Source organism: Pseudoalteromonas sp. Scap03 (assembly GCF_013393115.1).
In the GTDB taxonomy this organism is placed as follows: Bacteria; Pseudomonadota; Gammaproteobacteria; order Enterobacterales; family Alteromonadaceae; genus Pseudoalteromonas.
Genome location: NZ_VDEU01000001.1, coordinates 1,658,935 through 1,682,911, shown reverse-complemented (window position 1 = coordinate 1,682,911; position 23,977 = coordinate 1,658,935). Strand labels below are relative to the sequence as shown.

Genomic DNA, 23,977 nt, shown 5'->3' with positions numbered 1-23,977 from the left:
ATGTCTCGTTTTAAGCCATAAAAGACAATACAAAATAGATAACATTTCACTATTTTTTATATTTAGTACAAAGGGTAATTAAAATATTGGGCATTTATAATTTTTAAGTATAATAAATCTAACAAAAAATAAGGATGTTACATGCTAAAAGGAAATCTAAAATTAACTCGGTTGGCGCTCGGTACCGTCTTTTTTTTAGTCAGCTTAATAATCTACAGTTACTACACCTACACTGCCATCAATAATGATGTGATACGCAGCATTGATAATCGTTTATTAAATGCAGCCACCAGCGTAAAGTACATTTTAGGTAGTGATTATCACGATAAAGTAGCGCAAGAAATTAGCTTTTCAAGCTATCAAAATAAAGCCGACCAGCTTTCGGCATTGGCCAATGATTTAAATATAGATTATTTATATTCAATGGTACTGATTGATGAGAATGTTTATTTTACTGCCTCTAGCTACACTCAAGATGATCAAAATAACGGTAAAGTTACTCAGTTTTTAGATCTTTATCCCGAAGCCACGCCAATAACTATGGCTGCATTTTTATCAACGGCCCCTATTTTTGAAACCTCAACAGCGCATCGCGGCCATTCTAAAACAGTATATATTCCTCATCTGGCAAAAAATGGCAGAACCTATATTACAGCTGCAGATATTAGCGTTGATAAAATTAGCAATGCGTTAAAAACAGACTTATATCAATCTATGTTTCATTTTTGCTGCGTAATTATTATTTTATTAATAGTTTATATTCTTTATTACTATGGAGTACGTCGTTCATTAATGAGCGACCATGCAAGCGGATTTGAAAATCATATTGCCTTAGAAAAACGGCTAAAAAAAAGCAATGAACATCATTTACAAATTGCGATTATTTTAGTGAACGAAATTGATAATATCAGCCGTTTTTTTGGCACAAAAACAGCCGATGAAGTGATGAAAAAGCTGCTCACTCACTTTAAGCAGCAAGCCCGTTTGCACGCACGTATTTATCGTATTGCAACTAATAAACTCGCTATTTTGACTGATAAAGAAACTCCCTTTGATGAGCTATATAGCATCATCCAGTCACATGATAAAAATATACCGTTTTTAAATCAGCCTTTTATTTATATTACCCTTAACGCTGGTGTAGCTAGAGGCAATAAGTCATTACTGCTTAAGAATGCTCATATTGCGTTACTGCAATCTAAGCAGAGCGATCAGAGCATAGTTAACTACTGTGAGGCAATTAACGACGCTAAATCTCTATATTTATATAATGTTGAAATAGCAAAAGAAATTCGTGAAGCATTTGATGCTCATCGTGTTGTTCCTTACTTCCAGCCGGTTATAAATACTCATACCGATGAAGTTATTAGGTATGATTGCTCACCGAGAATAGTCACTTCACAAGGGGAGATTTTAACCCCTGATACCTTTGCAAATGCACTAGATAGACTGCGTATGAATGGCATGTTAACCCATACCCTATTTACTCAATGTGTTTCACGTTTTCGTAAATCGGCAATTTGTTGGGAGCTAACAGTGTGCGCTGAAAACATTGCTGATCCCACTATTTATGATCATATTGCCTATGAACTTCATCGCTATCCTAATCCTGAAAATATCACTATTTCAATTTTAGAGTCGCAGGTTATTTCACATTACTACGAAATAAAGTCATTTATCGCAATGGTAAAAAGTAAGGGAGCAAAGGTGGTGATGCACTGCTGGGGTAATGAATTTATTAATACCCTCAATACGTTAAAAGTGGAGGTTGATGGTATTAAACTCGATGGTGCAATCACAAAGCAGCTGTTAAATGATGCAAATACGTCGCTATTTATAACCTATATCGCTGATATAGCTCAGCAGCTTGAACTTGAATTGGTTATTGAAGCGGTAGAAAGTAATACAGTTGCAGAGTTGCTCAGCCAGCTAAATGTGACGCTGATGCAAGGTAGCTACCTTGGCAAATCAACGCCACATGTTACTGACTTTAAAAAAGCAATGAATTAGTTATTAAGATTAATGGCTAGTCGGTGGCTTTGCTGACCACTGGCCCAGTACTTACGCTCAAAAGGGGTAATTGCTTCGTCTGATTCAAACAATACAGTTTCACATGGATGCCCTGTTAATTCGAGCGCTCTGGCAAACTCTTTAACATAGATATCCCAGTTACTGCGCACTTCAAGCAAACCACCTAGTTTTACAATAAAGGGGAAGATAGCCGCCCCATGCCAGCGCCGTTGAATGTGCTTAGACTTAGGCCACGGGTTTGGGTATAGCAAATAATGATGAGTAGGCTGCCAATTAGCAGCGACAGCTAAACGCCAAAAATCATTTAAGTCAGCTTGCACCAAAATGTATTGACCACTCTCAGTTTGTTTATACTCAACATCATGCTTATCAAGTCGGTGAGATGACTTATCAATACCCACAACTAACGCATCAGGATGACGTTTCGCTAAATTAGCAGTGCTTTCGCCAACGCCACAACAGGAGTCTAGAATAAGCGGTCCATCAAAGGCTTGCACCTTAGCATTAACTTCATCAAATGCGGTTTGAGTATGCGCTGCAATTGGCTTTTTAAACTCGGCTTGTAAGTGTTTATTAACTATTTCATCAAGCTTTTCATGAAGTCCCGCTTGATTAGATACAATACTACGTGAATTTGCATCGCTCATTAGTGTCTTAGCCCCACACCTTTTTTAATTAGCGTAAGTGCTAAAGTAAATAATACGCTGATAAACACCAACAACACCGCAATCGCAACCGTTAAATCAACATCAGAAACACCTAAAAATCCGTATCTGAATGCGTTAACCATATAAATGATCGGGTTTATTTGCGATACCATTTGCCAAAAATCAGGCAGTAAAGTGATTGAGTAAAACACTCCGCCTAAATAAGTTAGAGGCGTTAAAATAAAGGTCGGAATAATACTTATGTCATCAAAGCTGTTTGCATAAATAGCGTTGATTAACCCGCCCAAGGCAAACACCGCCGAGGTAAGAATAACAGTGGCTATAATCACAAAAATATTATGTATTTGTATATCTACAAAAAATAAAGAAACGCACGTTACAATAAAGCCCACCATAATGCCTCGGGTCATGCCTCCGCCCATATAACCCAACACAATGATGTAATTAGGCACAGGTGCAACCAATAACTCTTCAATACTTTTTTGAAACTTAGTTGAGTAAAAGCTCGAAGCCACATTCGAGTAAGAGTTTGTTATAACTGACATCATAATAAGGCCAGGAACAATAAACTCCATGTAACTAAAGCCGCCCATATCGCCAATACGCGAGCCTATTAAGTTCCCAAAAATAACAAAATATAAGCTCATAGTAATCGCTGGCGGCACTAAGGTTTGCACCCAAATACGCAAAAAGCGAATACACTCTTTAATCCAAATACTTTTTAAGGCTACGCCATATTTAAACATTTATTCGCCCCGCCCTTGCTCTAATAAACCTACAAATAATTCTTCTAATCGATTTGCTTTATTACGCATGCTTAGCACAGTATTACCTTGTTCGGTTAACGCGCTAAATACAGCATTAAGCCCTTGTGATTTAGCCACCTCAACTTCAATGGTGTGATCATCAGTCATGGTAAAATTATACCCTTCAAGCGTCACCGGATTGGTAGGCTGTTTTAAATCCAATACAAAGGTTTCTTTGTCTAATTTAGCCAACAAGGCTTTTATGGTGGTGTTTTCAACTATACGGCCGGTATCAATTATAGCGATGTTTTTACACAGTAGTTCGGCTTCTTCAAGGTAGTGAGTGGTTAAAATAATGGTCACGCCTTGTTCGTTGATTTGTCTTAAAAACTCCCACATTGAGCGGCGCAGCTCTATATCAACGCCCGCAGTTGGTTCGTCTAAAATAAGTAACTTTGGTTCATGCATTAAGGCGCGTGCAATCATCAAGCGACGCTTCATACCACCAGAAAGGGTACGCGCTTGCTTATCTTTTTTCTCAAGTAGCCCAAGTTGTGCTAAGTACTTGTCAGCACGTTTGTGCGCTTCGCCGCGCGGTACACCGTAGTAACCTGCTTGATTAACGAGTATTTGGCTTAGGGTTTCAAACTGACTGAAGTTAAACTCTTGTGGCACTAAGCCCAAGTTGGCTTTCGCCGCTTCAAGGTCGGTATCAATATCATGACCAAATACTTCAACTTTACCTTTGGTCTTATTTACCAAAGAAGATATCACCCCAATAGTGGTTGATTTACCCGCTCCATTTGGACCTAACAGTGCAAAAAAGTCACCTTCATGCACTTGTAAATCAACGCCTTTTACTGCCTCAACCCCATTTTTGTAAACCTTGGTAAGGCCTTCAATATTTAAAGCAATATTTTGCTTATTCATTTCTTACCCTCACCATAACCCCAGCGCTTTGTGAGATTATGTTCAATATTTAAATGATCTAAAATTCGCGCCACCATAAAATCAACTAAGTCTTCTATGCTTTGTGGTTGATGATAAAAACCAGGTGCAGCGGGCATGATAGTGACCCCTAAACGCGACAATTTAAGCATATTTTCTAAGTGAATTTCGCTAAACGGGGTTTCGCGTGGCACTAAAATAAGTTGACCTCGCTCTTTTATCACCACATCGGCGGCGCGCTCTAATAAATTATCTGATGCGCCGACTGCAATCGCAGACACAGATCCTGCGCTACATGGACATACTACCATTTTTTTCGGCGCTGCAGAGCCCGAAGCTACAGGGCTGAACCAGTTATCTTTGCCAAATACCTTTAATTGTTCGCTCTTGGCGTTAAATAATGCACTTAACTGCTCGGTAGCTTTATCTTCATTCCCTGATAACTTTATATTAGACTCGGTATCAAAAACTACACGCGCGGCACTTGAAATAAGCACATACACTTGAAATTGTTGTTCAAGTAACACTTCCAACAGCCTTAATCCATATGGTGCGCCTGATGCGCCACTAAATGCTAAGGTAATTGTATCTTTAAATTGCACATTATTCTCCGCTGTATTTATCGGCCAAACCATCAACAAGTTGCAGATGAAGACCATTAAAACCACCATTACTCATAATTAAAACATGTTGATTTGGCTCAATATTCTCAAGTACTGTATCAATAATAGCGGTTGTAGAATCAAAGCATTGCATACCCGCTTTGTCAGCTTGCTCTTTAAGTGACCAGTTTAAATTTTCTGGCTCAAATAACAGCACGTCGTCTGCATCGCGAAGTGAATCGAGAAGTGTAAATTGATGCACTCCCATTTTCATGGTGTTAGAGCGCGGCTCTAAAATCGCAATAATTTTTTCATCCCCCACTTTAGCACGCAGCCCCGCAAGTGTTGTTTGAATCGCGGTTGGGTGATGGGCAAAATCGTCATACACTTTAATATGATTAATATCTGCTTTAAGCTCCATTCGCCTTTTTGGGCTTATAAATTCACCCAAAGCTTCAATACTGTGTTCTATTGCAATTCCCACATGGCGTGCTGCTGCAATAGCCATCATGGCATTTTTAACGTTATGCTCACCAATCGCTTGCCAGCTAACAACGCCTTGTAACTGCTTATTTAGTAAAACATTAAATTGAGAACCATCGGCTTTGAGTAATTCATAATTCCAGTCATCGCCTAGAGTTTCGCTCTCGCTCCACAAGCCTTTTGTAATCACATCGCTCAGTGCTTCATCATTTTTTGGCCACAGCACTTTGCCGCTTTGCGGTAGTGTACGAATCAAATGGTGAAATTGTTTTTTAATTGCGTTTAAATCTTCAAAAATATCAGCATGATCAAATTCAAGATTATTTAAAATAAGTGTTCGAGGTAAATAATGAACAAATTTGCTGCGTTTATCAAAAAAGGCCGTGTCGTACTCATCGGCTTCTATAACAAAAAATGGCGTTTGCCCAACTCGCGCAGAAAGACCAAAATTTTGTACAATTCCGCCAATTAAAAAGCCAGGCTTTAAACCCGCATATTCAAGTATCCACGCCAACATACTGGCGGTGGTTGTTTTACCATGAGTTCCTGCCACAGCCAGCACCCACGAATCTTGTAGTAAGTTATGTTTTAGCCACTCAGGTCCTGAAGTATAAGGCAGGCTCTTATCGAGTACATATTCAACACACGGGTTACCACGGCTCATAGCATTACCAATAACAACGATATCTGGAGCTGGCTCTAGTTGAGATACGTCATAGCCCTGTGTTAGTTCAATACCCAGTTCTTGTAACTGAGTACTCATTGGTGGGTAAACGTTTTGATCTGACCCAGTAACGTGGTGACCCAATGATTTAGCTATAGCGGCAATACCACCCATAAATGTGCCACAAATACCCAAAATATGTATATGCATTTACTATCCTTTCATCCTGCGCGGAGTTTGCTCTAGGGCAAAATTTAATGGCGCTATAATGCCAAAATTTAGCTTAAGTTACCATTAACCCTTGGCGCAAGTAAAAAAGCCTCCCAAAGTGGGAGGCTTTCCTGAAGATTAATAACTTATAGCATTAAAAAGAATATTAAACCGACACCTAATAATAAACGATAAATAACAAATGGTAGCATTCCCATTCGCTCAATCACTTTTAAAAACATAAAAATACAAGCATAAGCTGATAAAAACGACAGCACTACACCTAACAATAATGCCGTCCAATCTACGATATGATCGCCAAGGGCAAGCTCTGCAGTATAATAAATACCCATCATTGAAATGATTGGAATAGCTAATAAAAACGAAAAGCGCGCTGCACTTTGTTTGTTCATACCTAACATTAAACCCGCTGTCATGGTAATACCTGAACGTGAAGTGCCAGGGATCATTGCAACGGCTTGTGCAAAGCCAATAATGAGGGCCGTTTTCCAGTTTAGCTGATAGATTGTTTTTATTTGCTTACCTTTGGCATCGGCGTACCAAAGCAATAGACCAAATACGATTGTTGTGGTCGCAATCACCCATGCACTGCGTAAGTACAGTTCAACAAAATCTTTTAATAACAAGCCTAAAATAGCTGCTGGCACGGTACCTAAAATGATCCACCAACCTAGTTTGCTATCATCTGTTGTGCCCTGCACGCCAAACGATTTAAACCAAGCACCGAGTATATCGGCTACTTCTTTACGGAAATAAATAACAACCGCAATTAAAGTGCCTACGTGAACAGCAACATCGAACGCTAACCCTTGATCCTCCCAGCCTAAAATTTGTGATGGTAAAATTAAGTGTGCCGAACTCGATATAGGTAAAAACTCAGTAAATCCCTGAATTAGGGCTAAAACAATTATTTCTATAATACTCATGGGTTAGAAAACTCCACCTTCCATAGCTTTTGTTGAGGGTTGTTATATGCATTCCATATTTGGGCAATCGTTTGTTTTGCTACCGGATGATAAAAATCAGGGGCCACCTCAGCTAAAGGCTGCAAGACAAAGGCATTTTTAGTAATTTCGTCACGCGGTAATTGTGCTGGGCTCTCGCAAATTACATCATCATAAAAGAGTAAATCGAGATCCAGTGTACGTGGGCTAAACTTTTTATCATTTGCTTGGCGACCATTGTCGCGTTCAATTTGTTTTAATAACGCGCAAACATCAACAAGCGCCATGTTAGTGGTGGCTGCAAGTACTGAGTTATAAAAGTTATTACCGGCAAAACCCACAGCTTCACTTTCAAATACTGATGAGTGATGTGTGTTTTCAAAGTGCTGATTTAACGCCACTAGAGCACGCCGAATATGCTCTGCCTTGTTAATGTTTGAACCAAGGCTAATAAATATCTGCGCCATTTAAGCCGTAGCCTTGATGCGCGTAATCTCTACACCCACAGTTTGCGCTTGTGAAACTGCAGCGGGCTTGCTAACTCTTATCGTTACTTGAGGAGTATTAAATTCGGTTAAGATAATTTGCGCTAATTGTTCCACTAGCGTTTCTAAAAGTTCGACTGGTTTAGCCGTGCTGTGCTCGATAACTCGCTCACTCACCTTAGCGTAATCTAATGCTAAGTTAATATCGTCGTTTTGTGCTGCGGGCTTAATGTCGCTTAGCATTTCAATATCAAAGTATAGGCTTTGTTTACTTTTCTTTTCAAAATCATACACCCCGATAATCGTTTCGACATGCAATTGTGATATAAATACCTTGTCCATTGATACTCCAAATGACTGTAACAAGTCACTGAGTTAATTACATATTGTATCAATCAAATTAATACTGTATATACTTTAATCAGTGTTTAAATATACTAAAATTACTTCTACAATAGAATAATTACAAAATTGCGAGTAATTTAAGAAACCCGTAAATTTTGACGCCAATAATAGCTTAAAAGTAATGATTAAAAAATAAGGAAGCGCGTGTTAGTCATTTTAATGTTTGTATTAGCCTATTTGCTCGGCTCGATTTCATCGGCCATTTTAGTGTCGCGGCTATTCAAACTTCCCGATCCACGCACAAATGGCTCCAATAACCCAGGAGCAACCAATGTTTACCGTTTAGGCGGCGCTCTCCCCGCATGCTTAGTGTTAATATTTGATATTTTAAAGGGCACTATCCCTGTTTGGGGCGCTTACTTTTTAAAACTTGAGCCGCTAGAGCTCGGTTTAATTGCGGTTGCAGCATGCTTAGGGCACATGTACCCATTATTTTTTAGTTTTAAAGGAGGGAAAGCGGTCGCAACAGCATTTGGCTCGTTACTGCCGATAGGGCTCTCTTTAGGTGGGTTATTGATTGGTACTTGGCTGATTATTGTCGCGATTACCCGCTACTCATCCCTTGCAGCGTTAGTAGCTGTGACGCTAGCACCTTTATATACATGGTGGATAAAGCCGTTATATACCTTACCAGTGACCTTTATTACGCTACTGATCATTATTAGGCATCGCACTAATATTGTGCGTTTATTTAAAGGTGAAGAACCAAAAGTAGGGACTAAACAAGCCCCTACAAATGATAAGAAGTAATAACTAACCTAGGTTCTGGTTAACTATATTGCTTCTAGGCTATCGATTGGCCAGCGCGGTTTAGTTTTCATATCAAGCGTAGCAAACTGCCCCGCTTTTAAACGCTGCATACCAGCATAAGCAATCATTGCGCCATTGTCGGTACAAAACTCAGTGCGTGGGTAATACACTTCGCCCTTCATACCTTGCATCACACGCTCTAGTTGCAAACGTAGTTGCGTATTAGCACTTACACCACCGGCTATGACTAAACGTTTAATACCTGTTTGCTTTAGTGCTCGCTTACACTTAATCACTAGAGTATCTATAACAGCTGTTTGAAATGCATGGGCAATATCTGCTTTAGTTTGCTCGTCACTATCATTTTCACGAATAGCAATCGAAGCGGCGGTTTTTAGGCCACTAAAGCTAAAATCAAGACCAGGCTTATCTGTCATCGGGCGTGGAAAAACAAATCGTTTGGCAACGCCTTGCTCAGCCATTTTAGCTAAACGAGGACCGCCAGGGTAATCAAGTCCTAGTAATTTAGCTGTTTTATCAAATGCTTCACCTGCAGCGTCATCTACCGACTCACCCAATACTTCATATTGGCCAATACCCGCGACCTTTACCATCATGGTATGACCGCCAGATACGAGTAAAGCAATAAATGGAAATTCGGGAACGTTTTCCTCAAGCATTGGCGCTAATAAATGCCCTTCCATATGGTGCACTGCTACAGCTGGAATGTCCCAACCATACGCTAAAGAGCGACCAATTGAGGTACCTACTAACAATGCCCCCACTAAACCAGGTCCTGCCGTGTAGGCAATGCCGTCTAAATCTTCAGGTCCACAGCCAGCTTGCGCAAATGCCGCCTCGATAAGCGGCAATGTTTTACGTACATGATCGCGAGATGCAAGTTCAGGTACCACACCACCGTAATCAGCATGTACTTTTACTTGGCTATATAATTGATGAGCCAGTAGCCCTTTTTCATCATCATAAATAGCAATACCAGTTTCATCGCATGATGATTCAATGCCTAAAATTCGCATTGTTAATTCTCCTGCCACCTAACAAGGTGTTTAAAACAAATAACTTAAAGTGCTAAACCGATGTTAGTTTGGCCATCAGCAAGGACATGCTTTTTCAATGCTTTTACATTTTCAGCAGTAATACGCCCCATAGCTTCTACAAAATCAATTAGTTCACTTAATACTTCTATTTCGTATTGCATTAGTGGGTGTTCACGCACTGCTTTGTTATCAGCAACATCCCCTTCAACCGTCATTTGATACTCAATAAAGCGAGCCACAGTTGCCTGCGATATTTTACTCACATTAACAAATTCTTGCTCGTCTTGTGCTAAAAGGCCATGCATTAAGCTCAATAATGAAGTTGCAGCGTCAATCGCAGGGTAAGTGCCAAACATATCAAAATCAGCAAGTTCAGGTACATTAGGCTCAATTTTTTCGACTTGCTTTTCTAAGTCAATTTTACTTTTAGGAAGCAGTATCTTTTCCCAACATACATTTAAAGCATTACGTAAAATAACCTCATCGCCAAAACCGGTAGCCTCACTAAACAGTCCATAATTAGGCAACATACGCTCTATTAACGCACTGGCCAATACCGCTTTTTGCAGGTAATTTAACTCTCTAATACGCTGAAAATTATTCGCTTTTGTCATTCTTTAAAGTCCCACATGACCAACAAAAATCAAATGTTGATCCATTATGCTCATTACAGTTAGGGCACACCCAATCTGGAGCGGATTGTTTTACTTGCTGATAGTTTACCAATATTTCGCGTGCATGGCGCTCTTTTATCGCATAAACCTGCACACTTACTTGTGTTTGCTCAAACGGGATCTCGCCCATTGCACCTTGCAGCATTTCACCTTTAATTTGACACTCAATTCCCGCATTCAGAATCAATCCTTTTATAATATTGGCCTCTAAACTATTTTCTGCGTTATAAAGCGTAACCCAATCAAATGATGTTATATTTGAATCGCTATTATTAATATTTTGCAATATCCACCTCATTTACTTTATGTGTACAATTTGCCTGCGTAACCTAAAGCAAATAATATGATTTAAGGACACATTATGACGCTAACTACTCCAGGTTTACTTTTTCCAGCAATCTCGTTGTTGTTACTCGCCTATACAAACCGATTTTTAGTGCTAGCGCAACTAATACGAGAACTGAATGCACGTGAAGGGGAATCTATTCGTCCTGTTGTGGTGGCGCAAATAACCAACCTTAGAAAGCGAATAAAATTAATAAGAACCATGCAAGTATACGGAGTGGCTGCTTTTTTATTATGTACGCTATCTATGTTCGCATTATTTATAGAGTTTAATACCACGGGCATTATTTTATTTGGTGTCAGTTTAAGTTGCTTAAGCTTGTCTTTACTCACCTCCTTATTTGAAATTCACATCTCTTGTGATGCCATAGAAATTGAATTGCAAAACATTGAAAGTAAGCCTTTAAGTAACCGAGTAAGTAAAAATTTTATTGAGCCCAACCCTAAAAGCAAAAACAGTAATTAACAAACCGAAATTCTAAGAAAACGGTTATAAAATTGCACAAATTAGGCTAATGATAAAACCCAACAGTTACTTAACATTACCCAAAGGTATAACAATTTTTAGCAACTATTCTCTTTAAATAAGGCAAAAAGAAAGTTAATCTAATGAGGTGGTTAAAAACATTACTTCAACTGAACTATAGGGATATAAAGTCAGTATTTAATCTGTAATTCCCCTAGCTTACCTATAAAAAAGGACTATATAGTGAGATTTGAACAATTAGAACAATTTGTAGCGCTTGGCCTACTTCGTCATTTTAGGCAAGCTGCAGAACAAACTCAAATTAGCACATCGGCGTTAACTCGAAGTATTCAAACTCTTGAAACAGAGCTTGGCTATGAGCTTGTTACTCGCTCTACTCGCTCGGTTAAATTAACTCAAGCAGGCGAACTTTTCCTCGACTTTGCAAAAAATACCCTCAATGAGCTAGAACAAATAAAACATCGTGCTTTTCAGTCAATTAATGGCACTGAAGAGAAAAAACTGGTTATTGGTTACACCACAACAACTAGCAGCATAGTACCAATTACCTGCGGTGAATTTTTAAGCCAATACCCGCATGTTAAAATCGAAATGCAGCTACAAAACAAAACTGAGCTTCATAGAAAGTTACTTCAAGGCGAAATTGACATTAGTGTATGCTCGCAAATAGTCAATAGCATTGGTAGCGACATACAATTACCTGATCAGCTTATTTTATTTTGTTCAAAACAACATCCTTTAGCAAATAAAAGCGATATTAGTAAAAAAGAACTCGAAAGTTATCCAATGTTCAGTTGTTTTTCACAGTCAAAACAAGTGCAATCAATGCTTAATGAAGTAGTAGACTCATTAAATAAAGTATCAACTATTAAAGTGGGCAGTATTGAGCAGGTCATGGCTGGACTTGAAAAATCAGACCATTTTGCGATTGCCGGTATTGAACACACCAGCTCTGTGGCAGAAAACCAAAATTTGATTCAACTTAAAACTAATAACGATATTAGCCATGAGCAACTTATTGTGCAAACCAGCCAGCAAATAGAAGCGGGTGAGCATGTTGATCACTTACTCTCGCTAATAAATAAAGTATCAAAAGCATAACATTACACCATGCGCTTTATACCAACTTTATTAAAAACATGATCATTTTAGCGTATTAAATAAATCGCTAGCTGCGTTAAAAATTATTCATATAGAACAACTATATGTCATTATTTTTGCCTTGCTATTGACTTATTTACTTGTCGCTATAATGGAGCACTCATTTAATGTAATTGGTATGATAACAGCTATAAATTTGTAGCTTTAAAGTTTTTTTACATTAAACTAACGCTCCCTACTATTATGACTAGCGTTAATGAACAACTTTACAGCTTCTGGAATTTATCTAGAGCAGATTGAAACGCATGGTTATGCCATTATTGAAAACGCCATTGATAGTGACCTAATCTTTGATTTAATGGCAGATTGCTACAGAATAAATCCACACTTTAGCCTTGCTGGTATTGGTCGATTAAATAACTTGCAAATTGATAATACAGTTCGTAAAGACAAAACCTATTGGTTTGATGGCAGTTCAAATGCACAACTTGGCTACCAGCAAGTAATGGAAGCAGTTCGTAATACGCTTAATCGAACTTTCTTTATGGGTTTGTTTGATTATGAATGTCACTATGCAAAATATACGCAAGGTGATTTTTATAAAAAACATGTAGATGCATTTAAAGGTCGTTCAAACCGTGTTTTTACTACCGTATTATATTTGAACTCTCCAGAGAAAGGTGGAGAGCTAGTTATTTACAAGCCTAAAAGTAAAGGCATAGAAATAGTAATAAAACCCACAGCAGGCACTTTGGTATTATTTGAAAGCGAACGCTTTGTACATGAAGTACTTCCTGCTGTTGATAACCGCTATTCGATTGCTGGTTGGTTCAGAAAAAACGCGTCAATTAGTGGCATTATCGACCCACCCCGTTAAGCAAAAACGGGGTAAGAAAATAATAAACCAATAAAAATAGCCAGTCCTACGTAATGGTTATTTAAAAATGCTTTAAAACAATTATCTCGCTGGCGTAAATGAATCAAACGCTGTTGATACACAAGTAACATTGCTGCAATAGCTAATCCCAACCAAAAACTAAATCCTATTTGATTCATCAACCCAATTAAAACCATCAACGCAAAAAAGCTAAAGTTAAGTAGCGCTATAATATGGCGGTCATAACTGGCGAATAAAATAGCGGTTGATTTTACTCCTATTTTTAAATCATCGTCTCTATCAACCATTGCGTACATAGTGTCGTAAGCCACCGTCCAGCAAATATTGGCAATAAATAGCAACCATGCCTGCACGGGTAGAGAGTTTATTGATGCCATAAAAGCCATAGGGATTGCCCAACCAAAAGCCGCGCCCAATACAACTTGAGGAAGTTGCGTGTAACGTTTCATAAAGGGATAACAAAACGCTAATCCAAGTGCACCAAACGATAACAAAATAGTATTGGTATTAAGCAGTAATACTAATATAAAAGCGATGACAACGAGTAATAAAAACAAACTAATTGCTTCGCCACTACTTACCGCTCCGGTCGCTAGCGGCCGCTGACAAGTACGCTTTACTGAGCCATCAATTTTTCTATCTGCAAAATCATTGATAACGCATCCTGCGCTTCGCATAACTATTACCCCAAGGGTAAACACAATGAAGTTCGTTAAGCTAGGCAGACCATCATTCGCTATCCATAGTGCCCAATAAGTTGGCCAAAGTAGCAATAAAGTGCCTATGGGCTTATCAATTCGCATTAACTGGATGTAATGGGGAATATGATTAACAGACAAAGCGGCTAGTTTCATGAGTATAAGTAAGCTCCTGGTAAAAAAACCTCACAGACCAAAAATTGATAGTTATGTAAAGAAAATACGCTGCGCCTGCCCAGCAAAGAGTGATTCGGTAAATTAAGTTCGCTCACCAGTGATTGCAATGAGTGATTATCATCAAAGCGAGCAATTTCAATATCAGTGCGCCTTAACGCAGGATCTTGAAAGATAACATCACCTAACGGGCGTTCTCCCATATTGTGCAGCTGATTGTTTGTATTATTACTTGTTACTGGCAACCAACTTTGAGCATAAACAATCGGTTGTTCATCACACAACAGTAACACTTCACGGTTAAGTACTGTACTTACCTGCTTACTTAATAGCGTTTGCTGTGATTGAGAAAGGTCTACTTTTTGCTCACTCAACACTTTTACAGCAAAACGCTGAGACTGACTTTTTAATTTAGCCGTTAAAGAATGCGGTTCAAATAACCACTCTTTCTCAGCGTTAGATAAGCCAGTGACTTGAGCGGTACTCTGCCAATCAGCAGATAAAGAAAGAGGAAAAGTAATCACAATAACTCTACTTGAAAAAAATCAGAGAGATCATAACATTGCCAACGAATTTGAAAAAGCGCGATTTACTCAATACCAAGCACATCCTGTGTCATAAAAAGCTAATCAGCATTTGACTCTCGCTATTGCCTATCCCAAACTTGAATCCAGAGTACTTTTACAAACACAACAAATAACAGCATCTTGCTGTATCTTATTTACTAATAAGTATAAACTATTTGTAACCAGTTTACGGAAACGCTTTTGAAATGAAAAAAACAGTATTTACAGGCCTTTTTATTCTTTTAGTCAGCCTAACTAGCTTATCAGCACGTGCTGAGTCTACTGTGGGTTATTTTGGGTTTGAGCCAGACATTATTACAAATTACATTGGTCCATCAAGTAAAAAAATGGGTTACGTTCGCGTCACGGTAGATTTAATGCTAAACAAAACATCCGATATTGCCATTGTAGAACACCACACCCCGCTGTTACGTGATGCGCTAGTAGAGATATTATCAAAAGAGCCTGAAAACAAAATAAAGTCTTTAACAGGGCGTGAGCAAATTCGCCTTAAAAGCGCAGAAAAACTAAAAAGCTTACTTAAGGAAGAAACAGGCCAAGAAATAATCCGAGACCTGTTATTTACTAAATATTTATATCATTAGGCGCTTTTTGTTTTAAAAAGCTGAGCGGTATAGGCAAAAGCCATACCGCTAACAAGCCCACCTAAGTGTGCCCAATTAGCCATTCCAACAAATAATACATCTGCAAAACCAAGTACTAACCATACCAGCATAAAACCAACAATTGCGGTTGTAACCAGTGCAGGCTGTTTAGGATTAAGTGCGCTGTAAATCCAACAAAAGCCTAACAACCCATATACAACACCGCTAAGCCCACCAAAGTTAGGACCGACCATTAAGTACTGTGCCCAATTACTTATTAAAGCAGTAACTAAAAACAGCCCGATTAAACTCGACTTACCACATTGCTTTTCAATGTTGTCACCCAGTGATACCCACCAGATTAAGTTAAACACAATATGCATAGCGCTAAAATGCACAACAGCAGGTGTTAACCAGGTAAGTGGTGACGCAGGATTGAACTGCAACGCCATATAAATAGGCTCAAACGCACCAAATAAAAAGGCAATATAAACAACAATGCTGAGAATACTAACACCTTGATTAAGCCAGCTTAAGGCTTTAAAACGAGCGACTAAATTAAGTGACTGCCCTTGATACTTTAACGGTGACTGCGTAGTACCTACTTGCCATGATGCTTGTTGGTAACGCTCATGATTAGGGTTTTTAGCAAATTCGTTCCATAAAGGCTGCACTGCATGGAAGTCTTCAGGTGCCACACTAATAACAAGCGTATGACCATCCTCAGTACGAATTTGCCCTGTAAGCCCTTGGCTTTTTAGGTAATCTATAAAGCCCTGTGCAGCACGGGGGTTAGTTAGACTGCCTAGCTCTATCATCGTGCTACTTTATCCTTGTAAGCGGCTTCCCACGCAGTAAAACCGCCATCCATGCTGTAAACATCTTCAAAGCCTTGCTCTACTAAGTAACTTGCTGCACCCTGTGAGCTCATGCCGTGATAACAAACAATAATAATCGGCTGGTCAAACTCTTTTTCCATCATAAATTGGGCGATATTTGCATTTGAAAGCGCTTCAGAGCCAGGAATGTGCCCTGTCTGATACGAATTAGGATCGCGAATATCAGCAATCACCACATCTTCTTTGTCTAGTAGTTCGAGGGTTTGTGCGATTGATATATGTTTAAATGCCATAGTGCTCTCTTATAATTACAAAAAAGGCGACAAATGCCGCCTTTAATTCTCTTAACAAGGGGATAATTAATCCCAGTTAAGAATTACTTTACCCGATTGGCCTGAAATCATCATATCAAAGCCAGCTTGGAAGTCATCAATTGAATACTGATGAGTAATGATTGGTTTTAAATCAAGCCCTGATTGAATCAAGCTAGCCATTTTGTACCAAGTTTCAAACATCTCACGACCGTAAATACCTTTGATCACTAAGCCTTTAAAAATTACTTGATTCCAATCGACCGCCATATCTGAAGGTGGAATACCTAACATGGCAATTTTGCCGCCATGATTCATGTTATTTAGCATGGCATTAAATGCACTCGGAACACCTGACATCTCTAAGCCAATATCAAAGCCTTCGGTCATACCTAGATCTTTAGCTACATCTTCAAGCTTTTCATTTGCAACGTTTACAGCACGCGTTGCGCCCATTTTACGCGCTAAGTCTAGGCGGTATTCATTTACGTCGGTGATAACCACATAACGTGCACCTACATGTTTAGCTACAGCTGCAGCCATAATACCAATAGGGCCTGCACCAGTGATTAATACATCTTCACCCACTAAATCAAACGATAAAGCGGTATGTACTGCATTACCAAACGGGTCAAAAATAGAGGCCAGTTCATCGCTAATATTATCTGGGATTTTAAACGCATTAAATGCTGGGATCACTAGGTACTCAGCAAATGCACCTTCGCGGTTAACGCCCACACCGGTTGTATTTCGGCATAAATGAACGCGTCCAGCACGACAGTTACGACAATGACCACAGGTTATATGACCTTCACCTGATACACGGTCGCCAACTTCGAAACCGCGAACTTCTTGGCCCATGTCAATTACTTCACCCACATATTCGTGGCCAACCACCATAGGCGTAGGAATGGTGTTTTGTGCCCACTCATCCCACTTATAAATGTGAACATCGGTGCCACAAATAGCCGTTTTACGTATCTTAATTAACAGATCGTTATGGCCTACTTCAGGCTTTGGCGCATCTGTCATCCAAATGCCCGGTTCTGCTTTTAACTTTGATAATGCTTTCATAATCCACACTCAATTAAAAAATCGCGACTATAACCGCGATTTAACAAGAAAATTAAATAACACCAATCTCTTTACCAATACGGGTAAATGCTGCAATGGCTGTATCAAGCTGTTCCTTGCTGTGCGCTGCAGAAATTTGGGTACGAATACGCGCCTGACCTTTTGGTACAACAGGGAATGAGAACCCAGTTACATAAATCCCTTCGGCCAAAAGCTTATCAGCCATAAGTGACGCTACTTTGGCATCTCCTAGCATCACTGGAATAATCGCATGATCTTTACCTGCACAGGTAAAACCTGCCGTTTCCATTTGCTCGCGGAAGTATTTAGCGTTTGACCATAGCTTAGCGCGAAGCTCACCGCCATTTTCAAGCATTTCTAGTACTTTGATTGACGCTGTTACAATTGAAGGCGCTAATGAATTTGAGAATAAGTAAGGACGAGAACGCTGACGAAGCCACTCAACAATTTCTTTTTTACCTGAGGTATAACCACCAGAAGCTCCACCAAGCGCTTTACCTAAGGTGCCAGTAATAATATCGACACGGTCGAGTACATTACAGTACTCAGGTGTACCTTTACCGTTTTCGCCAACAAAACCAACGGCATGTGAGTCATCAACCATAACGAGTGCGTCGTATTTGTCGGCTAAATCACACACTGCTTCTAAATTACAAATAACGCCATCCATTGAGAACACGCCATCAGTAGCAATTAGTTTAGTTTTAGCACCGGCTTCATCGGCTGCAATTAATTGCTTTTCTAAATCTGCCATATCGTTATTTGCATAACGGAAACGCTTTGCTTTACATAAACGAACACCATCAATAATAGAAGCATGGTTTAATGAATCAGAAATAATCGCATCGTCTGCACCTAAAATAGTTTCAAACAAGCCTGTATTCGCATCAAAACATGATGAATACAAAATGGTGTCCTCAGTCTCTAAAAATTGACTGATTTTTTTCTCAAGCGTCTTATGAATATCTTGTGTGCCACAAATGAAACGCACAGATGCCACACCGAAACCATGGTCATCTAAACCTTTTTGTGCAGCTGCAATTAGCTCTGGGCTGTTAGCTAAACCTAAGTAGTTGTTAGCACAAAAATTAATAACTTTATCACCTGATGCCACTTCAATTTGAGCTTGCTGCTGTGAAGTGATAACACGTTCATTTTTGTACAAACCTTCAGCTTTAACGTCTTCGATTTGCTGTTGTAATTGGCTAAAAAAAGCAGATGCTCTCATCTGTGATCTCCATTTGGTTGAACGGGTTAAACAGCAGACGCGTTGCTGCTATTTATAATGCGGGTATTGTAAAAGTTTAAGCACCAAATTGCACTGTTTGTCATTCGTCGCAAATTAGCTAATTGGCAGGAAAAGCTGCCAGTTTACAGGCATGAGATATATATTAAATGAGATCAGCAAGCAAAACAGGAAGTTCCTTGATTGAGTCACAAACATAGTCAGCAGACTTTACGGCTTGCTCATCAACTGTTTGCCCCGAACGTACCAATACTTTAGTGCGTATATTGGCGCTTATAGCAGCTTGCATATCACCTCGTTTGTCCCCCACCATCACACTCAGTGCAGGGTCGATATGATGATCTTTCATTCCTTGAAGTAACATACCAGGCGCTGGCTTTCTGCAATCGCAATCTGTTAAATACGCTGGTAATGCATTTTCAGGATGATGAGGACAAAAATAAACATCAGTAATTTCAATTTGATGATGACTAAACTGCGCTTTCATCCATATGTTAAGGGCAAAAAAATCGGCTTCTGAGTAATAACCTCGACCAATCCCTGATTGGTTCGTTACAACAATTATTTTGTAGCCCGCGTCATAAAATGCTTTACACGTTGAAAACACACCATCTATAAATTCAAACTCTTCGCTTTTAAATACATAGCCATGATCAACATTTACTACACCATCACGGTCTAAAAAAAGCGCCTTATTTATGTGTTTATCATTCATAATAACGACTCTTTATTAACAACATGGTCAAACATTTCTTTTACTGTATCCGTGGTTATTTGACTCATTAAATCATCGCCTTTAACCCGAGTACCCCAAGGCAATTGCTCGGCGGTTTTACCTGTTTGCTTTAATAAGTTTTGGTGATAAACCTCAACCACGTAATCTTGGTATAAATAAGGCCCCGTTCGCGCTGGGTTTGAATGCGCATATAGACCAATAACAGGCGTGCCAACAGTAACCGCCATATGGGCTGGGCCTGTATCGGGCGCAAGTACTAAACCCGCACGCTTAAGTACGCACAATAATTCTTTGAGTTTTGTTTTACCCACCAAGTTCAGAATGGGTGAATCACTGTATTTAATGATGCTATTTGCTAAATTAATTTCAAGTTCAGTAGGCCCACCGGTTAGCACTACTTTAAAACCTTGCGCATTGGCATAATCAGCAAGCACGGCATAGCGTTCGGCTAACCAGTTACGCTGTGCTTTACTTGCCGCTGGCGAAATAACAAATAACTTATTTGATAAATAGTCGTCACCTAACAGCTCATCAGCTTTAGCTTGATCTTTGTCGGTATAGGGCATATTCCAAACAGGGACATAATCATCAACACCAATTGTTTGAGCAAAGCCTTTAAATCCCTCTAAAACATGCGCCTGAGATTGGGCTTTAATGCGTTTATTAATAAATAAACTATGCAGCTCTTTTGAACGAGCCCAGTCAAAACCAATTTTAACTTTGGCAGGAATACAGCGAGCGACAAAACCAGCTCTTAAAGCCACTTGCATATTAAGTAGTACGTCAAAACACTGCCCTTTGAAGGTTTGCTTTAACTGTTTCAGTGCCGTTTTTCCTTGTTTTTTATCAAATACAACAAGCTCAACGCCAGGCAAATCTGCTAACAGCATCGCCTCGACCTTCCCTATCACCCATGTAATTTTAGCATTTGGATGCGCTTTTTGAATTGCTTGTACTGCACTCACTGCATGGCATACATCACCAATGGCAGAAAGACGTAAAATACAAATAGATGTGTAAGTAGGCGCTGAAGTCACACGTTTCCTTGGAGGTAAAATAATAAAACCCGATCTTAAATTATAATCGCGTCATTGCAAGTACTTATCCTTAGCCTGAAAACACGTTAATATGTGCACATATTTAAGCGAATCCTATGAGCTATGTTTAATCAACACGTCAAAAATAACCATGTCATTTTAAGCCATCCTCAATATAGCACCGAAATAGAGTTAGATTGGTTTGAGCCCAATTTCTGGCAACAACAGCAAAAAATTGTCGGCGCTAAAAAGGGGCGTGCAACTGCTTGGTTTTTTAAACACGCAGATTTAACAGCTGTATTGCGCCATTATTGGCGTGGCGGCCTAATAGGAAAACTACTCAGCGATCAATATTTATACTTCGGACTTGAGCATACCCGTGTTTATCAAGAATTTAGCTTAATGACTCGATTAATAGAGTTAGGCTTAAATGTACCAAAGCCTATTGCAGCTAAAGTGAGCCGACATGGCTTTATTTACCGAGGTGATATTATTACTGAAGCGGTAAGCGACGCTAAAAGTATATTAGATATACTAATTGAACGCACATTGAGTGAAGCTGAGGTAAAAAAAATAGCGCAAACTATTGCCCAATTTCATAGTAAAGGGGTGTATCACGCTGATTTAAATATTAATAATATTTTATTTGATGACTCTGGTGATGTTTACATTATCGACTTTGACCGTGGCGAAATAAAAGTGCCCCATAAAAAATGGCAACAAAGCAACATGTCTCGCTTACAGCGCTCCTTTTTAAAAGAGCAAAGCCGCAATAGCAACTTTCATTGGCAGCAAAACGATTGGCAGCGTTTAGATAAACACTATCGTGACGGGTTAACTAATAAAAACTAGTTTGCTAATGCTAAGTATTGCTCTGTTACCCTATCGGCACACACTTTTTCTAAAATAGCTGCTTTGCCTACATTTGGGTTATCTGCGAGCACTTGCTTAACTGCCAGTGCAAGCTCTTCGCTTTGACCTATTGGTACTAAATATTTGCTTAACTCACCTGTAAGTATTTCACTTGGACCATGAGGACACTCAGTACTGACAACTGGTGTTCCTACAGCCAAAGCCTCGACTAACACATTACCAAAGCCTTCAAAGTCTGAGCTTAACAATAAAGCTTTCGCCTGATTTATCCAGTTGTATGGGTTTTGTACAAACCCCGGAACAATAAGCCGACTTTCGATACCATATTCTTTAGCCAACTTTAATGCCTTTTCTTTTTTGTTACATAACAATACCAATTTATATTTTTTATCTAATTTGGCAAATGCAGAAAATAAAATATCATGGCGTTTTTGTTTAGCTAAACGCCCCACATGAATCAAGTAAGGTGTATCTGGTATATTAATATTTGATTCATTAGCTTGCTCATAAATTTCTTTAAAGTTGAATGGGTTATAAATAGTCGTTATAGCACTTGGACTAATTAAGTTGCCTTGCTTTATTTCTTCTTCAACTCCTTTGGAAACACAGATCAAAGACTTCCCATTTAAATTTTGTTTGCTTTTTTTAAGATATATATATGAAAGTGGACCTAGTTTTTTTTGTCTAGAGAGCTCTGCATTAACTGAGTTATGAACAACAAAATGGATATTTTCTATTTTACTTTTTGCTAATAAGTTATTACTACGATCTAAATTAGAAAGTACTAAATCAATAGAACCAAGTTGAAGTAACTTTTGCTCAAACCATGTCTCTAATACTTTAACATTCTTTTTTATCTGCCAAAATCGATCAACTTTTGTTGCTCGACCTGAAAATAAACTTTCAACAGATAAGGTGTTTGGAATGTCATATTCAATATTTTGCGCCAATGACAAAATAGTCACATTGTGGGCTTTTGATACCATTTCCTGCGCCAAAGTAAGCATTACTTTTTCAGCGCCACCACCAACGAGGGAGTCAATTACAATAACAATATTCATAGCTTACTTCCTGTTAACAACGCTTGTACTCCTTTGGTTATAACATCAAAGCTATGCACATTTTCTAGCGACTCGTATTGGCTAACTGTATTATTATAATTTGGCTCAAAAAGTAGCTCTTTTATTTTTTGGGTAATATTTAAAATATCAAGCTTAGCCTCTTTAACAACACCGGTACTCGCACAACGAACAACTCGCTCATTTTGATCTTTTGAAATAGCACATGCTATCGTTGGAGTTTGTAAAGCAATGGCTTGAAGTAAAGTATCGCCCGCGCTTAATAATGCCACCTTAGCCTGACTTAGTAAGGCTAAAAATTCACTCCCCTCTTGGCTTGGCAAACAAATTAACTCATCGCTTTTAGGTAACGACTTAGTGTAATTAGGACCAAATACCACAACACCTTTCAAGCCTGTTTGCTTAGCAATAATAAGCCCTGCTTGAAAATATAAATCTGCGCAATTCACGCCATTAACTGTATGCCCACCAGAGCCCGCGTTAACAATAAAAAATTCTTTTTCTTGTAAGTTATAACGTGTCAGTACATCACTTTTTTGTTGCTCTGAAGCAAAAACAGTAAATGGCCCTACATTTTTAGGGTATGCCAATGGCACCATATTGAGCTTTAGTTTTTCATACCATGAAAGAGGGTCGATACAGTAATCAGGCTGAACCACCCAATGAGTATCAATAAGGCCCGCTCTATTAAGCTTTAAACCTTTTGCTCGCTTTTTTGCATGCTGTGAAATAAAAACAACTTTAGCACCCACTTTTTTTGCAGCTTTCATTTGCTCAGCGCGTCCTGCACAATCAAATAGCACCGCATCTGGTTTGTATTGCTTAATAAACTGACATACGTGCGTATTTTCTTTTGTTGCCGATTGATTTAACAATAAGGTAGGGAATGGGCAGTTTTTAGCATAAGCCGTATGTTTATTTAAAATAAAATGAATATCTAACTGCTTGCCATACTCAGCCTTTAAGGTTTGAGCTAGCTGTAACGAGCGCATATATTCACCAATACCTTCTGGCGATGACACGGGAATAAATAAAAGTCGTTTGTTGCTCATTACTATCTCTGCTTTTCCTTTGCAGCGAGTATATCAACGCCATCTTTTTTACGATAGAGCTACAGTGTTTTAATCTGTTCCGGAGTAATATTTTTTAGCTAATCTTTGTTTAATGAGTTGATTTAATTACTGCAATAAAGGGCGTA

28 protein-coding genes are annotated in these 23,977 nt (G+C 38.9%); 7 read left to right on the top strand and 21 right to left on the bottom strand.

Annotation, left to right across the window (positions count from 1 at the left end):
• Window positions 1–141: 141 nt before the first annotated feature.
• Window positions 142–2,010, top strand: coding sequence for a GGDEF domain-containing protein (locus tag FHG08_RS07625; protein WP_178955313.1), 1,869 nt, complete (start codon window positions 142–144; stop codon window positions 2,008–2,010).
• Here the strand turns inward: FHG08_RS07625 and FHG08_RS07620 are convergent.
• From FHG08_RS07620 to folB, 8 genes are all read right to left on the bottom strand, one after another.
• Window positions 2,007–2,678: a tRNA (guanosine(46)-N(7))-methyltransferase TrmB gene (locus FHG08_RS07620; RefSeq protein WP_178955311.1), complete on the bottom strand. Its 672-nt coding sequence runs from the start codon at window positions 2,676–2,678 to the stop codon at window positions 2,007–2,009. The genes FHG08_RS07625 and FHG08_RS07620 overlap by 4 nt on opposite strands.
• A complete protein-coding gene (locus FHG08_RS07615; RefSeq protein WP_010391022.1) occupies window positions 2,678–3,445 on the bottom strand; it encodes an ABC transporter permease in 768 nt (255 codons plus the stop codon). Before FHG08_RS07615 ends, FHG08_RS07620 begins: the two co-directional genes overlap by 1 nt.
• A complete protein-coding gene (locus tag FHG08_RS07610; RefSeq protein WP_178955309.1) occupies window positions 3,446–4,375 on the bottom strand; it encodes an ABC transporter ATP-binding protein in 930 nt (309 codons plus the stop codon).
• Window positions 4,372–4,995, bottom strand: a complete 624-nt coding sequence (locus tag FHG08_RS07605; RefSeq protein WP_178955307.1) for a flavin prenyltransferase UbiX — start codon at window positions 4,993–4,995, stop codon at window positions 4,372–4,374. Before FHG08_RS07605 ends, FHG08_RS07610 begins: the two co-directional genes overlap by 4 nt.
• 1 nt (window position 4,996) lies before the next feature.
• On the bottom strand, window positions 4,997–6,352 hold the full coding sequence (gene mpl / locus FHG08_RS07600; RefSeq protein ID WP_178955305.1) for a UDP-N-acetylmuramate:L-alanyl-gamma-D-glutamyl-meso-diaminopimelate ligase: 1,356 nt from the start codon (window positions 6,350–6,352) through the stop codon (window positions 4,997–4,999).
• Window positions 6,353–6,498: 146 nt separating this feature from the next.
• Entirely contained in the window at window positions 6,499–7,299 is an 801-nt protein-coding gene (locus FHG08_RS07595; RefSeq protein ID WP_178955303.1) for an undecaprenyl-diphosphate phosphatase, read from the bottom strand.
• Entirely contained in the window at window positions 7,296–7,784 is a 489-nt protein-coding gene (gene folK / locus FHG08_RS07590) for a 2-amino-4-hydroxy-6-hydroxymethyldihydropteridine diphosphokinase (protein ID WP_075170695.1), read from the bottom strand. The genes FHG08_RS07595 and folK overlap by 4 nt, the downstream gene beginning before the upstream one ends.
• Window positions 7,785–8,144, bottom strand: a complete 360-nt coding sequence (gene folB / locus FHG08_RS07585; RefSeq protein ID WP_178955301.1) for a dihydroneopterin aldolase — start codon at window positions 8,142–8,144, stop codon at window positions 7,785–7,787.
• Between the two features lie 207 nt (window positions 8,145–8,351).
• Here folB and plsY point away from each other — a divergent pair, with 207 nt between their 5' ends.
• Window positions 8,352–8,957, top strand: coding sequence for a glycerol-3-phosphate 1-O-acyltransferase PlsY (gene plsY / locus FHG08_RS07580; protein ID WP_010391012.1), 606 nt, complete (start codon window positions 8,352–8,354; stop codon window positions 8,955–8,957).
• A 23-nt stretch (window positions 8,958–8,980) separates the two neighbouring features.
• Here the strand turns inward: plsY and tsaD are convergent, their stop codons facing one another.
• The 3 genes from tsaD to FHG08_RS07565 are packed head-to-tail and all read right to left on the bottom strand — an operon-like array spanning window position 8,981 to window position 10,987.
• On the bottom strand, window positions 8,981–9,994 hold the full coding sequence (gene tsaD / locus FHG08_RS07575) for a tRNA (adenosine(37)-N6)-threonylcarbamoyltransferase complex transferase subunit TsaD (RefSeq protein WP_178955299.1): 1,014 nt from the start codon (window positions 9,992–9,994) through the stop codon (window positions 8,981–8,983).
• Between the two features lie 44 nt (window positions 9,995–10,038).
• Entirely contained in the window at window positions 10,039–10,629 is a 591-nt protein-coding gene (locus tag FHG08_RS07570; protein ID WP_178955297.1) for a YjaG family protein, read from the bottom strand.
• A complete protein-coding gene (locus FHG08_RS07565) occupies window positions 10,613–10,987 on the bottom strand; it encodes a DUF2007 domain-containing protein (protein ID WP_372239236.1) in 375 nt (124 codons plus the stop codon). Before FHG08_RS07565 ends, FHG08_RS07570 begins: the two co-directional genes overlap by 17 nt.
• Window positions 10,988–11,050: 63 nt before the next feature.
• On the opposite strand from FHG08_RS07565, the gene FHG08_RS07560 reads away from it, so the two are divergent.
• From FHG08_RS07560 to FHG08_RS07550, 3 genes are all read left to right on the top strand, one after another.
• Window positions 11,051–11,500 (top strand): DUF2721 domain-containing protein, encoded by a 450-nt coding sequence (locus FHG08_RS07560; RefSeq protein WP_138605088.1) that lies wholly within the window; start codon window positions 11,051–11,053, stop codon window positions 11,498–11,500.
• Between the two features lie 243 nt (window positions 11,501–11,743).
• Window positions 11,744–12,622, top strand: coding sequence for a LysR family transcriptional regulator (locus FHG08_RS07555; protein ID WP_138605089.1), 879 nt, complete (start codon window positions 11,744–11,746; stop codon window positions 12,620–12,622).
• A gap of 256 nt (window positions 12,623–12,878) precedes the next feature.
• Complete coding sequence (locus FHG08_RS07550) at window positions 12,879–13,499, top strand: 2OG-Fe(II) oxygenase (protein WP_178955295.1); 621 nt, start codon at window positions 12,879–12,881, stop codon at window positions 13,497–13,499.
• Here the strand turns inward: FHG08_RS07550 and ubiA are convergent.
• Window positions 13,496–14,374: a 4-hydroxybenzoate octaprenyltransferase gene (ubiA, locus tag FHG08_RS07545; RefSeq protein ID WP_178955293.1), complete on the bottom strand. Its 879-nt coding sequence runs from the start codon at window positions 14,372–14,374 to the stop codon at window positions 13,496–13,498. The genes FHG08_RS07550 and ubiA overlap by 4 nt on opposite strands.
• Window positions 14,371–14,916 carry a chorismate lyase gene (locus tag FHG08_RS07540; protein ID WP_178955291.1) on the bottom strand — a complete coding sequence of 182 codons (546 nt, stop codon included), beginning with the start codon at window positions 14,914–14,916 and terminating at the stop codon, window positions 14,371–14,373. Before FHG08_RS07540 ends, ubiA begins: the two co-directional genes overlap by 4 nt.
• A 248-nt stretch (window positions 14,917–15,164) precedes the next feature.
• On the opposite strand from FHG08_RS07540, the gene FHG08_RS07535 reads away from it, so the two are divergent.
• Window positions 15,165–15,563, top strand: a complete 399-nt coding sequence (locus tag FHG08_RS07535) for a flagellar basal body-associated protein FliL (RefSeq protein WP_008115596.1) — start codon at window positions 15,165–15,167, stop codon at window positions 15,561–15,563.
• Here FHG08_RS07535 and glpG read toward each other — a convergent pair.
• The 6 genes from glpG to FHG08_RS07505 form a co-directional block, all read right to left on the bottom strand.
• Window positions 15,560–16,381 carry a rhomboid family intramembrane serine protease GlpG gene (gene glpG / locus FHG08_RS07530; protein WP_010391000.1) on the bottom strand — a complete coding sequence of 274 codons (822 nt, stop codon included), beginning with the start codon at window positions 16,379–16,381 and terminating at the stop codon, window positions 15,560–15,562. The two genes, FHG08_RS07535 and glpG, sit on opposite strands and share 4 nt — an antisense overlap.
• Entirely contained in the window at window positions 16,378–16,695 is a 318-nt protein-coding gene (gene glpE / locus FHG08_RS07525; protein ID WP_010390998.1) for a thiosulfate sulfurtransferase GlpE, read from the bottom strand. The genes glpG and glpE overlap by 4 nt, the downstream gene beginning before the upstream one ends.
• A gap of 66 nt (window positions 16,696–16,761) precedes the next feature.
• On the bottom strand, window positions 16,762–17,787 hold the full coding sequence (gene tdh, locus FHG08_RS07520) for an L-threonine 3-dehydrogenase (RefSeq protein WP_178955289.1): 1,026 nt from the start codon (window positions 17,785–17,787) through the stop codon (window positions 16,762–16,764).
• Window positions 17,788–17,839: 52 nt separating this feature from the next.
• Window positions 17,840–19,036, bottom strand: a complete 1,197-nt coding sequence (locus tag FHG08_RS07515) for a glycine C-acetyltransferase (protein WP_178955287.1) — start codon at window positions 19,034–19,036, stop codon at window positions 17,840–17,842.
• 163 nt (window positions 19,037–19,199) lie between these two features.
• A complete protein-coding gene (gene gmhB / locus FHG08_RS07510) occupies window positions 19,200–19,769 on the bottom strand; it encodes a D-glycero-beta-D-manno-heptose 1,7-bisphosphate 7-phosphatase (protein WP_178955285.1) in 570 nt (189 codons plus the stop codon).
• On the bottom strand, window positions 19,766–20,827 hold the full coding sequence (locus FHG08_RS07505) for a glycosyltransferase family 9 protein (protein ID WP_178955283.1): 1,062 nt from the start codon (window positions 20,825–20,827) through the stop codon (window positions 19,766–19,768). The genes gmhB and FHG08_RS07505 overlap by 4 nt, the downstream gene beginning before the upstream one ends.
• 123 nt (window positions 20,828–20,950) lie before the next feature.
• Here FHG08_RS07505 and FHG08_RS07500 point away from each other — a divergent pair, with 123 nt between their 5' ends.
• Window positions 20,951–21,679 carry a 3-deoxy-D-manno-octulosonic acid kinase gene (locus tag FHG08_RS07500; RefSeq protein ID WP_178955281.1) on the top strand — a complete coding sequence of 243 codons (729 nt, stop codon included), beginning with the start codon at window positions 20,951–20,953 and terminating at the stop codon, window positions 21,677–21,679.
• On the opposite strand, the gene FHG08_RS07495 is transcribed toward FHG08_RS07500, so the two are convergent.
• Together FHG08_RS07495 and FHG08_RS07490 are read right to left on the bottom strand one after the other, a co-directional pair.
• Window positions 21,676–22,761 carry a glycosyltransferase gene (locus FHG08_RS07495; RefSeq protein WP_178955279.1) on the bottom strand — a complete coding sequence of 362 codons (1,086 nt, stop codon included), beginning with the start codon at window positions 22,759–22,761 and terminating at the stop codon, window positions 21,676–21,678. The genes FHG08_RS07500 and FHG08_RS07495 overlap by 4 nt on opposite strands.
• The gene (locus FHG08_RS07490) at window positions 22,758–23,831 is read right to left on the bottom strand and encodes a glycosyltransferase family 1 protein (protein ID WP_178955277.1); all 1,074 of its coding nucleotides are present in this window, start codon (window positions 23,829–23,831) and stop codon (window positions 22,758–22,760) included. Before FHG08_RS07490 ends, FHG08_RS07495 begins: the two co-directional genes overlap by 4 nt.
• Between the last annotated feature and the right edge of the window lie 146 nt (window positions 23,832–23,977).